General features: G+C 45.6%; 9 protein-coding genes. All 9 read left to right on the top strand.

Annotated elements, in window-relative coordinates; all coding sequences use genetic code 11:
* The first annotated feature begins 17 nt into the window (after positions 1-17).
* The 9 genes from AB1Z56_RS14950 to AB1Z56_RS14910 all read left to right on the top strand — a co-directional run bounded on the left by AB1Z56_RS14950 (position 18) and on the right by AB1Z56_RS14910 (position 16018).
* Positions 18-1205 carry a DUF5000 domain-containing lipoprotein gene (locus AB1Z56_RS14950; protein WP_426789526.1) on the top strand — a complete coding sequence of 396 codons (1188 nt, stop codon included), beginning with the start codon at positions 18-20 and terminating at the stop codon, positions 1203-1205.
* 20 nt (positions 1206-1225) lie between these two features.
* Complete coding sequence (locus AB1Z56_RS14945; RefSeq protein ID WP_426789525.1) at positions 1226-2404, top strand: DUF4998 domain-containing protein; 1179 nt, start codon at positions 1226-1228, stop codon at positions 2402-2404.
* Between the two features lie 11 nt (positions 2405-2415).
* Positions 2416-4437 carry an alpha-galactosidase gene (locus AB1Z56_RS14940; protein WP_426789524.1) on the top strand — a complete coding sequence of 674 codons (2022 nt, stop codon included), beginning with the start codon at positions 2416-2418 and terminating at the stop codon, positions 4435-4437.
* Positions 4438-4450: 13 nt separating this feature from the next.
* Positions 4451-5491 (top strand): GntR family transcriptional regulator, encoded by a 1041-nt coding sequence (locus tag AB1Z56_RS14935; protein WP_426789523.1) that lies wholly within the window; start codon positions 4451-4453, stop codon positions 5489-5491.
* A 16-nt stretch (positions 5492-5507) separates the two neighbouring features.
* A complete protein-coding gene (locus AB1Z56_RS14930; protein ID WP_426789522.1) occupies positions 5508-7103 on the top strand; it encodes a solute:sodium symporter family transporter in 1596 nt (531 codons plus the stop codon).
* 34 nt (positions 7104-7137) lie between these two features.
* On the top strand, positions 7138-9366 hold the full coding sequence (locus AB1Z56_RS14925; protein ID WP_426789521.1) for a glycosyl hydrolase family 95 catalytic domain-containing protein: 2229 nt from the start codon (positions 7138-7140) through the stop codon (positions 9364-9366).
* Between the two features lie 12 nt (positions 9367-9378).
* Positions 9379-11577: an alpha-galactosidase gene (locus AB1Z56_RS14920; protein ID WP_426789520.1), complete on the top strand. Its 2199-nt coding sequence runs from the start codon at positions 9379-9381 to the stop codon at positions 11575-11577.
* Positions 11578-11674: 97 nt separating this feature from the next.
* On the top strand, positions 11675-13660 hold the full coding sequence (locus tag AB1Z56_RS14915) for a sialate O-acetylesterase (RefSeq protein WP_309362425.1): 1986 nt from the start codon (positions 11675-11677) through the stop codon (positions 13658-13660).
* A 6-nt stretch (positions 13661-13666) separates the two neighbouring features.
* Positions 13667-16018, top strand: a complete 2352-nt coding sequence (locus AB1Z56_RS14910) for a glycoside hydrolase family 95 protein (RefSeq protein ID WP_426789519.1) — start codon at positions 13667-13669, stop codon at positions 16016-16018.
* Positions 16019-16094 lie beyond the last annotated feature (76 nt).

The raw sequence follows: 16094 nt of genomic DNA, 5'->3' as shown, positions 1-16094 counted from the left end.
TTAAATTCAAGAAAATCATGAAAAATCGAATATATCGCAATAGTATCTATGTCATGGCTGGCCTGCTGTTTCTGCTGCTCGGCTGTAAAGAAGAAAAGGGCTGGACCTTAATGGAGGATGATCAAACCAAACCTGGATTGGTGCAGCATCCCTCTGTCGTGAATGGCTATGGGCAGGCAACGATACATTACAGTCTTCCGGAAAATGACAACATACTCTATGTCAAAGCTGAATACGTCATGGCAAGTGGCGTGACCCGTGTTGTCAAATCGTCTACCTATACCAATGAAATTTTAATTGATGGATTCCCTGATACCAAACCACATACTGTGAAACTGTATGCCGTTAGCAAGGCTGAGGTGGTATCGGATCCCGTGGACGTGATTGTGGAACCGAAGACGCCGATCTTTAATCTGGTGTTTGGGGAGATGAAAGTAACGGCTGCCTTTGGTGGTATCCGCATTACCTCAACGAATAAGGAAAAAGGAAATATCGTGATCGTGCCGATGGTAGACTCGCTCAATAATGGTGAGTACCTGCCTCTGGATAATTACTATGGACAGGATTCTGTCATCCTGTATAATGTCCGCGGATTGAGGGCTAAAGAAATGAAGTTTGCATTTTATGTGCGCGATCGCTGGTTAAATAAATCCGATACTTTATACACCTCGATTACACCATTAGAAGAAAACCTGTTTAACCGGCAATTATTCACACCGTTACGTTTGTCGGGCGATGCACAGATTCTCTATGGTTCTATGGACAACCTATGGGATGGCAATCTCAATACGGGTAAATGGCCAAGTTTCTATACGGTAGAGAACGCAGGTGTACCGCAATCGGTGACTTTCTCGATCGGTAAGGAAGCAAAGCTAAGCCGTGTGGTGATTTTTCCGAGACGGGAAAATGGATTCTATGATAAGGGCAATTTACGTGATTTTGAGATCTGGGGAAGCAATACGCCGAATTTGGATGGCTCTTGGGAGTCCTGGACCAAATTGGCTACCTGTACGGTGCGTAAACCATCGGGAACACCGTCGGGAACAAATACCAATGCAGACGAAGTGTATGGTACCTCGGGCTGGTCATTTGATCTACCGGAAGATGCTCCGAAATACAAATATCTCCGGATCCGCAATCTGCGCAATTGGCGGGGTAGTTATTTTATGCAGATTAACCAGATTCAGGTATGGGGCGTTTATTAATCAATTTAAAAAGCAAAGTTATGAAAAGATATATCGTATTGCTGTCCTTGTTTATCGTGGCGCTGTTGGCGGCTTGTTCCAAAATGGACGAGTTTACTGAGCATACGGATGGGAAAGCAATTATCTATCCGGCAAAGCTCGACTCGATTAGAGTTCGTTCGGGAAAATACCGTATACAAGTAGAAGGTGTCTATAGAGCTTCCTCGGGTGTGTCTGAGCTACGGATCTATTGGAACAGTAAGCAGGATTCGATTAAAATACCGGTCAAACTGACGGGTAAAGTGGATACCGTACGTTATTTAATCGACAAACTGCCTGAAGGGCCTATGAATTTAGAAATTCGTAGTTTGGATGCCGCAGGACGCTTTTCTGTTCCCACCTATGTGGTCGGAAATGTCTATGGCGATCGCTACCGCGAGGGACTATACCAGCGCGTGGTACTCGAACAGAATTTTATTGCTGGACAGCAACTGCAATTAGGTTTGCAAAATGTATCGGAAACCATGGGCTTTGATGGACTGCGTATCGCGTATAGAAATTGGGATGGCGGCACCACAGATACCGTGGTGCGTACTAAAAATCAGGATGAAAAGATTGGTCTTCAACGCTATCTTCCTGGTGCCGAAGTTTCCTATCGTACCGTGTTCAGACCAGATAGTTCGGCCATCGATACCTTTATGGTAAAATCGACCAAGTTGGCGATAAAAAAGGATAATATCACACCTTGGTACCTCCAGAATTATAAAACGCCATTTACAGCGACGGTCTATGACGGTAATCGCTGGGGAGTTTTGGACAACTGGAACACTAATGCCGCGATGAAAAACCACAATGGTTATGGTGGTTTTGGATCGGACGATGGTGGTGTGGTGAATATTGAGGCGGGCTGGGGTGCTCCTGCGATTGTAAACGGTAAAATTGAGCAAAAAGTAACCTTATTACCCGGTAAGTATCGTTTTTTTTGTAACTTATCCTGGACAAATTATGATCAACCGCCAGCAAAACTGGTTGTTAGCAAAGCAAACAGTGGAATTCCAGATCTTGAGCAGATTCAACAGGCAATGGCCCATGCTGATGTTAAATCAGATGGCGTTTATTTTGAAATCAAAGAAAAGGTTACGGTCAATATAGGGATGCTGGTCAATTTTCAACCTGACCATTACATGAAGATCAATGCTTTTCAAATCAATTTACAATAATATCAAGCAGAATGAAGACAGTTATTTTCGCGCTAAGTTTTATCCTATGTACCTTCATGTTATATGCGCAGCCTTTTCAGGTCAAGAAAAATGGCCTAACGTTGACCTATAACAAACAAGAGGGAACATATTCCCTAAGTAAAGATCAAGTCGCCTATATACATCAAGCAAGTGCCTATCTGGCACTTGCTAATGGACAAAAGATTAGTACCGATAAACTGAAAGGAAACCGCAGCGTCACAGAAAAGCCCATTCAGGACAATTTAGGCAAAGGTATACAGTATACCATTTCGGTTAAAACCCAACAGGGCATCACATTGCTGCAGCATTTTTATTTCTACGACACAATAGACGGTGTTATCCTTGAACTGGAAGTAAGGGGTAAAAATATTGCCAGTAATGAACTTGTTCCTATCTGTTCAAATGCTTCGGTTGTCGGCCTGGGGAAATCTTTGTATCAGCTGGCCGTTCCTTTTGATAACGATACGTTTATTTCTTACGAAAACAATGCCATTTCTAATGACAGCAAGAGCAGCGCTGAGGTCGGCGTTGTGTATGATAAGGAGAGCGGAAAAGGCTTGCTGATCGGTTCTTTGGATCAATCCGTTTGGAAATCGGGTATTGTGATCAAAGGAGATCAGGGGCAATATACCCACCTGACAGCACAGGCCGGATTTACAGATGTCACTATCACACGGGATTCCATGGCGCACGGGACTGTGAAGGGGGATGTAATTCGCTCTCCAAAATACCTCGTGTCTTACGACAAGGATTGGCGCATTGGGCTTGAAAACTATGCTAAAATCCACCGGAAGCTATCACCTGCCTATGTGCAATCCTGGCAGGGAGCGACACCTGTGGGCTGGAACAGCTGGGGGGTGATTCAGGAAAAACTTAATTTTCAGAATGCAACGGCAACAGCACAGTATTTTGCCAAGGACATTCCTTATTTCCGCAATGCTGATGGTGAAGCCTTTATTGATTTGGATTCCTTTTGGGATAATATGACTCCTGGTGGAATGTCGGGCGACTATACACAGCTGAAACAATTTGTACGTTATTGTGATTCCCTGGGACTCAAACCGGGCGTCTACTGGGCACCTTTTACGGACTGGGGACATGGAAGTGGCCCTGATCGCAAAGCGGAGGGAAGCCAGTTTACCTTTGGTCAGCTCTGGACCAAAACCCAAAAAGGCTATCACAATCTCGATGGCGGTAGGGCCCTCGATCCGACACATCCCGGTACGTTGGCCCGTATGGATGTGATCCTGGGCAAATTGGTCGACTGCGGCTTCCGAATGATCAAAGTGGACTTTCTTTCTCACGCAGCAATCGAATCCACTGGTTTTTACGATAAGAAAATTCAAACGGGTATGCAAGCTTATGCGGTAGGCATGAAGCATCTTGTCGACGTCCTGCAGGGGAAAATGTTGATTTATGCAGCGATTTCGCCCTCACTTGCCACAGCCCAATTTGCTCATATGCGCAGAATCGCTTGTGATGCCTGGAAGACGATTGATCAAACTCAATATACGCTAAACAGCGTCAGTTATGGCTGGTGGCAAACTTATCTTTATGATTTTATCGATGCCGACCATTTAGTTTTTCACGATGAGAATCCAGAAGTCAATAAAGCTAGACTGCTTTCGGGGGTAGTTACCGGAACAATCATCTTGGGCGACGATCTCTCCAAAAAAGAAAACTGGCAGCCTAAAATCAACCAATATCTCCAAGATCCGGAAATTTTAAGGATCATTGCCGATGGTAAGAGTTTTCGTCCCGCAGGATTTGTGGAAGGAAAAGCTGCTAATCGCTATTTTTATAAAAAGGTAGGAAATGATCTCTATGTGGCGGTATTTAACTACGTACATGAACCTACCTCCGTCACGATTGATTTTAAACAGCTTGGTCTGGAGACGAATGGAACATACAAGGCTGTTGAATTATTTGATAAAAACATCCAGGAGCTTGCAGCCCAAAAAACCATTGGCTTTGAACAGGAGGGCGCTAAATTATTTAAAATTGCGCTCTAGTTAATAATAATATATGAAGATATCCAAAGAAGAACATTTTAAAGCATTGATCGATAGGATCAAACGATTGGAAGCATTGAATACCCTTTCGAAACACGAATGTATTGTTCAGGGAGTATTGGATGCGATTGACGCGAATGAGCTAGAGGTACATTCCAGTCTGCCCTCCGTTAATAATCTGATTCAGTACCTCGGTTACGCCCGGGAAACATTCGCGAAAGCTTACCGTGATCTGATTGCTCATGGCGTGGTGGAATCCAAAAATAGAAAGGGATATTTTGTAGTCAGCAACAACACGCAGTTGAAACAGAAAGTTGCCGTGTTGTTATATGCTTACGATACTTTTCAGGATACCTTAGTATCCGAATTGCGGGCCAATCTTCCGGAGGAAGTGACGGTCGATCTTTTTTTCCATCACAACAATATGGAAACCTTTGAGGATATCTTTAACCGTATTCAAGGCCGTTATACGGTATATATTGTCGCACCGATAGAAAATGCCGATTCTGAGCGTTTGTTGCGCAATATTCCGGTATCAAAACTATTGATTATCGATCGGCTGATGGATCTGGGTGCGGAATATTCTTATGTTTCTCAGGAATTTGAAGCAGCCACCTATGCTGTATTCCAGCAACTACAACCAAAGATCAAAAAGTATAAAGAAGTGATCTTCTATTTTAGGGAAAATACTGCCGAACCCAATGAAATCAAAAATGCTTTCTTACGCTTTTTGAAAGACTATAAGATAAAGGGACGTATCGAAAAGCAATACCATGTGGGCGACCTAAAAAAGGGAAAACTGTATTTTACCATACATAATCCGGAGCTCTATCAGATGCTAAAAGAGGTGCTGCAAAAGGGCTGGACCCTGGGCGAGGATCTGGGGATTTTATCCCATAATGATGATGTCATTAAAGAGATTATCAGCGGCGGTATTACCACCTTTTCGACAAGTTTTGCACGTATCGGTTCGGAAGCGGCCAAGTTTGTGCTCGAAAGAACATTGATCCGGGAAGTGGTGCCGACAACGTTGGCAGATCGCGGCTCTGTATAAAAAAGGAAGTTTTACGATGATAATTTTTAGTTTTTGTCTTTTTACCGGCTTGGTTGCATTATGGTCCTTATGGAAATTTAAGACCACCTATTCCTCCACGCTCAACGGTTTCTTTCTGGCCGGAAAGAGCAATAGCTTTTGGATGGTGGGTTCGGCCTTACTGTTGACAAACTTGAGCGCCAACCAGTTTATAGGTGAAAACGAATCGGTTTATATCAATAATCTTTCGGTCATCGGCTGGGGCGTTAGTTCGGTTGTGGCTATGCTTTTGGTGTCGGAATTTCTGCTACCTATTTATTTTAAGCATGGCTTTCGGACGGTTCCGGATTTCTTGGCTTTGCGATTTGACGCTAAAACAAAAATGCTGGTCTCAGTCCTCATCTTGATTGGATACATCGTCAATTTACTGCCACCTGTATTGTATGGTGGAGCATTGAGCCTGGCGACCATGTTTGATGTCCCAGCGCTATTGCATATTACCTACTGGCAGAGCATCTGGTTGCTGGTATGGGCTTTAGGCGTGATTGGTAGTTTATACAGTATTTTGGGTGGTCTCAAGCTGATCTCCTTATCGGATTTAAGTTTAGGCTTATGTCTGTTTTTACTTGCGGTGCTCATTCCTGTCTTTGCGCTCTGGCACCTTGGAGGTGGGGATGTTTGGTCTGGCCTGGCGCAGTTACTGCATGAGAAAAAAGAACACCTCAATGCGGTTGGCGGAAAGCACGATGCGGTGCCATTTTCGACCTTATTTACCGGCATGCTGCTGATTAATTTCTATTACTGGGGGATGGAACCCTATATTGCACAACAGGCCTTGAGTGCCAGGGATTTAAAGGAGGCTCAAAAGGGGATGACCTTGGCTGCTGCTGGTAAGCTCCTGATGCCCTTACTGATCAATCTGCCCGGGCTTTTGGCCGTGCATCTGTTGCCCCATGTGCAGCCTACCGCTTCTGTCTTTCCGAAACTTATTGTTTTAATTTTCCCCGATATCCTGATCGGTTTTTCCTTGGCCTTGGTCTTTGGTGCAGCGATGACAACATACACTGCAGGGCTGCAAAGCTGTGGCAGTTTATTTATTTTTAATATTTACAAACCCTATCTGGTCTATAAAAAAAGGACTCATACTGAAAAGGAACTGGTGCGAAAAGGGAAATTGTTCGAATTGATTATTTCAATTTCAGCGATGTTTATAGCACCTTTTATCCTTTTTGCCCACGATGGATTTTATACCTATTTGCAGACCGTATCGGGATTGTTCAATATGCCCATTTTCACTATTATGATCTTAGGGATTCTATCTCGTCGTATAACACCTCGTATGGCGCAGATTGGACTGTTTTTGTACATGTTCAGTTATTTTTTTCTGGTGTTTGTCTGGAAAACAGAACTACACTATCTACACCTGTTCGCGCTGTTGTTTATTGCTGTGGCCCTGGTCATCTGGGGGGGAAGTAAACTGAGTCAGCCAAACTATCTATCGGAGTATCAATTTGAGTTTTCGGGCCAGGATAAAGAAGCCTATTGGAAAGGCCGCTATGGCGTAGGGGCTGTTCTGATTGTCTTGATGATTGTCATATATCTTATTTTTTCACCCTTGGGCATTGCTCAATAAAATTGTATAAACCGCTATGTTGATGCACGCAAAAATGAAATACGTTCTCTTAACACTCTTGATTATTTGTTTTGGCTCAGCCTATGCTCAGCGTTATTATCTCTGGGATGATCGACCTGCCAAAGATTGGATGACCGAGGCTTATCCGATCGGAAATGGACGAATAGGAGCCATGATCTTTGGCGATGTACAGCAAGAACATATTCAATTTAATGAAAATAGCCTTTGGACAGGTGATGAACAGGAAACAGGTGCCTATCAGGCTTTTGGTGATCTTTTTGTTCGGTTTGACTCCGATGGTAATAAATCCTTTACCGCCTATAGCCGGAAATTGAATTTGGATAAGGGCTTACATGAAATAGCCTATCAGCAGGATGGACAGCAAATCAACCGTCGGTATTTTGCCAGTCAGCCCGATCAGGTTATGGTATTTGAGTATACAAAAAGTAAAAAAGGGAAACTCAATGCCCAGATTGCACTTCAGGATGCACATGGGCAGGCGGTGCTGGCAGAAGATGGTCACCTGTGGTTTCAGGGAACGCTCGACAATGGTATGCGGTATGCCGCACAGGTACGCGTGCAGGTCGTCGGTGGTTCACTTTCCAAAACGACAGATAAAAAAGGACAGGCTGTGCTTACCGTAAAATCTGCCGATCGGATTGTTCTGCTGCTGAGTGCCGCAACAGATTACGCCAATACACGGGCGACCAAATGGAAGTCGGCCGAAGAACCGATGAAGGTCAATGAACGTTATCTGCAGCAAGCGGAAAAATATGGCGTAAATAAGCTCCTGGCACGGCACGTTGCAGATTATACAGCGCTGTTCAACCGCGTTGAGCTTGATCTCGACCATAGCCTGCTGGACGCCAAGCAAACAACAAAAGCGCTGTTGGAAGCGTATAAAAAACAGCCGATCCCGGCTTTGGAAGCATTGGTATACCAATATGGACGTTATCTGCTGATCAGTTCCTCACGGAAAGGCGGTTTGCCTGCAAATCTACAGGGACTCTGGAACAATAGTAACAATCCACCATGGCGCTCAGATTACCATTCCAATATCAATGTACAGATGAACTATTGGCCTGCAGAAGTCGCTAATCTGCATGAATCGGCCTGGCCTTACCTCGATTATATCAATAGCATGCGTGAGGTGAAAAAAATAAATACACAAAAGGAATTTCCGGGTGTAAGGGGCTGGACCGTAAAGACCGAAAATAATATCTTCGGTGGGGAGAGCTTCCTTTGGAATACCCCCGGAAGTGCCTGGTATGCACAGGCGCTCTGGGAGCATTATGCCTTTAACAAGGACGAGAAATACCTACGCGAATTTGCGTATCCGATTTTAAAAGAAATAAGTGAGTTTTGGGATGATCGTCTGGTTCGAAGAGCAGACGGAACTGTGGTGGCGCCAAAGGGCTGGTCGCCGGAACATGGCCCTACAGAGGATGCCGTGAGCTATGACCATCAGATTATTTACGATCTTTTTAGCAACTACATCCAGGCGAGCACAATTCTGAAGTTGGACGACGATTACCGTAAACATATCACGGCACTTCGCGATGCGCTGCTCAAACCCAAGATCGGTAAATGGGGACAGCTGCAGGAGTGGGAAACGGATCGTGATGATCCACAGGACAAGCACCGCCATGTCTCGCATCTGTTTGGTCTGTACCCCGGTAACCAATTCTCTGTTTTAAAAACACCGGAACTGGCCAAAGCTGCACGAGTTACCCTCACCGCGCGTGGCGACGAATCGACCGGTTGGTCCATGGCCTGGAAGGTGGCTTTTTGGGCCCGCTTGCAGGATGGGAATCACGCCTATAAAATCCTGACGAATTTCATTAACCTCGTTGGCGGCGATGGTATTGATTACAACAATGGCGGTGGCGTTTACGCCAACTTGCTCTGCGCACATCCACCCTTTCAAATTGATGGCAACCTGGGTTATGTGGCTGCGGTGAGTGAAATGTTGCTGCAGTCGCAGACGGATGTGCTGGAATTACTTCCTGCACTGCCTGATCGCTGGTCGGCCGGAACGGTCAAAGGACTCAAAGCCCGTGGCAATGTACACATCGACAAGATGGAATGGAACAACAGCAGCATTACGCAGCTTATTCTTTCATCGCCGCAAGATCAAACGATTCAGGTATTGAGCCCTTCCCAATTGGCAGGTTTAAGTCCACAGCAGGAAATCAATGGTAAATACCTTTACAAGATTCAATTGAAAGCAAACAAAATAGTCAAGTTCGTTAACAAATCCTAAATTTATTTATATATGCCAACCCATCATTTTAAACATGTTGTACTCGGGCTTTTGATGACCCAGGGGCTTGTCCATCTGGAGGCACAGGCGCAGTCCAAACAGATTCCTATTGAAACCAGATCGAATGCCCTAGTGTTGGAGTACGATTCCACGAAGACACTGAAAATGCTCTATTACGGGGAAAAATTGAGTGATTCTAAAGAGTACTCGACCATTGCAAGCGGTTATAGGCAATTGACAGATTATAGTGGCCTCTCCAATGCGGCGTATACCCCCTCAGGTTCGAAAAACCTATTGGAACCGGCCATCAGCGTTGTTCATGCCGATGGTAACCGTTCCCTGGACCTGCGCTATGAAAAGCATGAGGTTAAAAACCTAGATGCCAATGTCAAACAGCTTGATATCACCTTAAAAGATCCGGTATACGATATTTATGTCGTTTTACACTACAAATCGTTTTTGAATGAAGATATCATTGAGCAGTGGGCAACGATCCAGAATAAGGAGAAGAAAGTCGTCACGCTGGAAAAATTTGCTTCGGCCAATCTGACCCTGCGCTCCAACGCGTATTGGCTACGGCAGTACCATGGCGACTGGGCAAAAGAAATGCAGGTGGACGAGGCTCCGTTAACACATGGCATTAAAGTGCTGGACAGTAAGCTCGGAACACGCGCGAATTTATTCCAGCCACCTTCCTTTATGGTGTCACTGGGCAAGGCGGCATCCGAAGATGAAGGAACAGTACTAATGGCAAGCCTTGGGTATAGTGGAAATTTTAAGGTGGATTTTGAAGTGGATTACCTCAATAACCTACGTATTATTGCCGGAATAAATAACTATGCTTCCAATGTAAAATTAGCCAGCAACCAGGAGTTTACAACACCCAAATTGATCTATACCTTATCGACGAAGGGAAAAGGCGCCGCCTCCCGAAATCTGCACAATTGGGCCCGTAAATATCAGCTGCTGGATGGAAATGGCGAACGCCTGACGCTACTCAACAATTGGGAGGCGACCTACTTTGATTTTAATGAACAAAAATTAAAAGGTTTACTCCAGGATACAAAAAAACTAGGGGTAGATCTATTTTTATTGGATGATGGCTGGTTTGGAAATAAATATCCGCGTAACAGCGATCACTCCAGTCTAGGAGATTGGCAACCGAACCGAACAAAACTGCCCAATGGTATCGCAACACTTGTCGAAGAAGCGACCAAGCAGGGCGTTAAATTCGGTATCTGGGTAGAACCCGAAATGGTAAGCCCCAAATCCGAACTCTACGAACAACATCCGGATTGGGTCGTCAAACAACCACAACGGGAAGAACATTACTTCCGTAATCAGTTGATCCTGGATCTGACAAATCCCAAGGTGCAGGATTTTGTTTTCCAGATTCTGGACGATCTGTTTACTAAAAATCCGGCATTGGCTTATATCAAGTGGGATTGTAATGCGGTCATTTACAATGCGCATTCCGCATTTCTAAAAGACCAGGGTGCTTTCTATATTTCTTATGTGGAAGGCCTTTATAAAGTGCTGGAGCGCATTCGTTCGAAGTATCCGAAAGTGCCGATGATGTTATGTTCGGGCGGTGGTGGTCGTGTGGACTATGCGGCACTTCGGTACTTTACCGAATTTTGGCCTTCGGACAATACAGACCCTTTGGAGCGTATTTTTATGCAGTACGAGTATTCGTACTTTTTCCCAGCAATCAGCACCTCAAACCATGTGACAGACTGGGGAAAACAGTCCCTCAAATTCCGTACGGATGTAGCCATGATGGGTAAACTGGGTTTTGATATTGTGGTGAGCCACCTGAAAGAACAGGATCTGTTATTCTGCCAGCAGGCGGTAAAAAATTACGACGCGCTTAAAGGAACAATCTGGCATGGGGAGCAGTATCGTTTGGTCGATCCACGTGAAGGTGACTTTGCCGCGCTCAGCTACGTAAATAGTCAAAAAACCGAGGCTGTCATCTTCAACTACCTGGTCAATAACCGCTATGGTATCGGCACAACCGATCCTGTCCGTTTAAAAGGACTGGATGCCCAAAAGCAATATCGGGTGGAGGAGATCAACTTGTATCCGGGAACCAAGTCGAGCTTAGGCCAGGGACAAACCTATTCGGGCGACTACCTGATGAAAGTTGGCGTAAATCCAGACCTGAATAGCAACCGTCCCAGTGTTTTACTAAAAATATCGGCACTCTAAAAGAATAACTGTGGCACATCCGAAGCTCCGACTCCAACAGTTAAGACTTCGGATGCGCCAAATGTATAAACCCAATTGAGCAACAAACTCAAAAATCATGATAAAACCTAAACAGTATAAACGGACTTTGTTGGCTCTGCTACTCAGCGTTGCCAGTGGATTTTCTGCCCTACAGGCCAAAGTACAGCTGCCGGCTTTTATTGGCGACAATATGGTGCTGCAGCAGAAAGAAAAGGTCAAGATCTGGGGAACCAGTACCGCAGTAGGCAAGGAACTTAGCGTAAACACCAGCTGGAACAACAAAAGCTATCAGGTTGAGGTCGATCAGCAGGGAGGCTGGCAAGTCTATCTGGAGACACCGAAATACGGTGGACCCTACCAAATTACCATCAATGATGGTGATCAATTGATCCTAAAAAATATTCTGATCGGTGAAGTCTGGTTTTGTTCAGGACAGTCAAATATGGAAATGCCCCTGGCGGGCTGGGGTAAGATCAATAACTTTGAGCAGGAAATCAAAGCAGCTAACTTTCCCAATATTCGTATTTTGCAGATTCCAAAAGCAACGGCCAATCAACCTACCACAGCAGTGAAGGTGGAGTCCGGTGGATGGAATCCGGTCACGCCACAAAGTATTCCGGAGTTTTCGGCGACAGCCTATTTTTTTGCACGTGAAATCTACGAGAAAACAGGCATTCCCATTGGCCTGATCCATTCCTCATGGGGCGGAACAATCATTGAAGCATGGATGAGTCGGGAGGCACTTTCACCTTTTTCAACCTATACAGCTGCCATTGAAAAAATCCAACGTCCGGATGCACAGGAAATCTATGCGAAAGATCTGGCCGAATGGAATGGCGTCGCCGAACAGCAGGATCAGGTGAAGACAGCAACGCAGGGCGAGTGGTTTGCGCCACAATTGGATAAAAGCAGCTGGTCTACGATTACTATTCCGAGCTTTTTTGACAAGAATCTGTTTCCGGGAATGGATGGCGTCGTTTATTTTGGCAAAGACGTTGAACTACCGGCACATTGGCAAGGTAAACCCCTCAAGTTGATTTTGGGAGCGATTGATGACAACGACATCACCTATGTCAATGGCACAAAAGTGGGCGAAACTGTCGGTTACGACCAGGTTCGGAAGTATACTGTTCCTGCGACGGCCAACAACGGCAGCCTATTGCATATCGCCGTTCGCGTATTTGATGGAGCTGGCGATGGCGGAATATATGGCGGAACAGAACAGCCGCGACTGGAAGGACCAAATGGTGAACAGCTATCTCTGGTTGGAGACTGGAAATGCAAAGTAGGTTATGATCTGGCGAAGCTTCCCGCAAAACCTAATGCGATGGAGGGACCCAACAGACCTACTGTGCTTTACAATGCCATGGTTAAGCCTTTTGTGGATTTTAAAATAAAAGGCGCTATTTGGTACCAGGGTGAAAGTAACGCGGATTCAAAAGACGCTCCTTATCAGCAACTGCTGCCCGCACTAATTCAGGACTGGCGCCAGCAGTGGAACAATGAAAAGATGCCTTTTTATTTTGTTCAACTGGCCAACTTTAAAGCGAAAAGTGTAACACCGCAGCCTTCTTCTTGGGCGAGATTACGGGAAGCGCAGCGCCAAACACTCAAATTGCCTTATACAGGTATGGCTGTTATAACGGATATCGGCGACGCACAGGATATCCATCCGAAAAATAAGCAGGATGTCGGTAGAAGGCTTGGCTGGATCGCAACAAATCAACTTTATGGCAAGAAGATCCCTTATTCGGGTCCTGTCCTTCAGCATTGGACGACAAAAGGAACAGAAATGGAGCTTAACTTTAACCCCATGGGTAAAAAGCTTGTGCTGAGCAGGGCGGATAACCGCAACGGTAGTTTTACAATTGCTGGTGCCGATCAGGTTTTTTATCCAGCAGAAGTCAAACAGGTCGGAAATAAGCTGATCGTATCTGCCAAAGAAGTACCGTCGCCCGTCGCAGTGCGCTACGGCTGGGCCGATAACCCGGATCTGACTTTATACAACGAAGCCGGGATACCCGGATCTCCCTTCCGAACCGATGACTGGACAAAAAATTAAAACCACATGAATAGATCATCAAAAATAAATCTTCGGAAAGGTCAGTTACTTTGCACGCTTGTGGTTTTCTTTTTTTCGGGCAACTTATTTGGGCAAGTGCAGGGCGGCAAACTTTGGTATCGGCAGCCGGCAAAACAATGGGAGGAGACCCTACCCCTGGGCAATGGAAAAATTGGTATGATGCCCGATGGTGGATTGAAGAATGACCATATTGTGCTCAATGATATCACCCTATGGTCGGGAAGCCCTCAGGATGCCAATAATTATGAGGCCAGCAGGTATTTGGATAGTATTCGAAATTTGATCAAAAGCGGAAAAAACGACCTCGCTCAGCGTCTGATAGATCAGCATTTTATCTGCAAAGGCCCCGGATCGGGCGGCAAGCAATGGGGCTGTTATCAAGTGCTCGGCAATCTGATGCTTGCCTTTGACGGACAAACGGATCTCAACGCAGTGCAGAACTATCGCCGGGAATTGGACCTCGATAAGGCGATGGCAAAAACAAGCTATGAGCTCAAAGGTGTCAGGTATAGCCGCGAATATTGGACAAGCTTTGCTGACGACCTGGGTGTTATTCGTTTACAGAGTAGCAAAAAAGGACAGATTAGCTTGGAAATCAAGATTGACCGTCCCGAAAGGGCTACTGCCAAGACCGAGGATGGCGAGCTTGTTTTGGTAGGACAATTGGACAATGGTGTGGACGGTAAAGGAATGCAGTTTAAAACACGTGTCCGCGCGCAGATAAAAGGAGGGAAACAGCTTGTAAAAGGACAATCTATTGTCATCCAACAGGCTGACGAAGTGCTGATTTACGTGGCAACAGATACTGATTTTAAAGGTAAGGATTTTGAGCGTACGACAACTGAAACGCTAGCAAAGGCTTTGAAAAAATCCTATAGCGAGCAGTATGCCGAACACTTACGAAACTATTTGGCAAAGTTCAACCGTTTGTCGCTCCGATTGGGGCAGTCAAAAGATGAGTTGCCGACCGATGAGCGTTTGGTGGCTTTCGGTAAAGAACCGGATCAGGATCCAGGATTAGCAGCTCTATTCTATCAGTATAGTCGCTACCTTAGTATCAGCAGTACGCGCTTAGGCTTGCTACCACCAAACTTACAGGGCTTATGGGCAAATCAGATTCAGACACCCTGGAATGGGGACTACCACCTGGATATCAATGTGCAGATGAACCATTGGCACCTCGGGGCGGCCAATCTGGGCGAGCTCAATGAACCCTTGGTGGGGCTTGTGGAAGGTCTTATGGCCCCAGGGGCAAAAACCGCGAAAGCGTATTATAACGCACCGGGCTGGGTAGCCCATGTGATCACCAATGTGTGGGGCTATACCGAACCCGGAGAGTCTGCTTCTTGGGGCATTGCCAATGCGGGCTCAGGCTGGCTCTGCAATAACCTTTGGGAACATTACCTCTATACCGAAGATATGGACTATCTACGGCGGATATACCCGATTCTCTATGGAGCAGCACAGTTTTACTCCAGTGCCCTGACCGAACATCCAACCAAGGGCTGGTTGTTGACTTCGCCCTCTGTATCTCCCGAAAATTCCTTCAAGCTCCCGAATGGGCAGCAGGCAAATGTCACGATGGGACCAACGATAGATAATCAGATCGTACGTGAATTATTTGAAAATATTACCCATGCAGCGGGATTATTGGGCAAACAATCGGATCCTTTTTTAACGCAGGTTGCGGCGCAACTGAAACGTTTAGCACCAGCTGTGCAGCTAGCCAAAGATGGTCGCATTATGGAATGGATCGAAGATTATGAAGAGGTGGATCCACAGCATCGGCATATCTCGCATCTGTACGGTTTGTATCCGGGCTATCTGATTCGTTATGATGAACATCCAGATTGGCAGCTTGCCGCTAAAAAAAGCCTAGATGTGCGGGGGGATGATGGACCGAGTTGGGCCATTGCCCATAAATTACTCTTTTGGACCAGACTGCATGAAGGCGAACGGGCTTATAAATTATTTCGGCAACTCATGACCCCACGTGTCGATACACATATCAATTATGGCGCCGGTGGTGGTGTTTACGCCAATTTGCTAACAGCAGGACCTCCATTTCAGATCGATGGTAATTTTGGTGGAGCAGCTGGCATTGCCGAGATGCTGGTGCAGTCCCATAAGGATACGGTGTATCTTCTACCGGCGGTTCCTCAGGCCTGGAAAAAAGAAGGCCGGGTAAGGGGCATGCGCATCAAGGGAAATCACACACTAGATATGGAATGGAAAGATGGTAAGATACTGAACTATCAGATTTATTCACCCAAATCACAACAACTTAACGTATGTATAGATCATAACTGGATCGCCTATCGTACAAAAGAAAAATAACAATACATAGCGTCCTCAACCGAATTGGATCATGCAATTTTTTGCATGATAGGGGATGCTTTGTGTCAAAAATTTC

This window comes from Sphingobacterium sp. WOUb80 (assembly GCF_050058145.1).
Lineage (GTDB): Bacteria > Bacteroidota > Bacteroidia > Sphingobacteriales > Sphingobacteriaceae > Sphingobacterium.
Note: the sequence above shows the minus strand (reverse complement) of the source record. Positions and strands in the feature narration are given on the sequence as shown.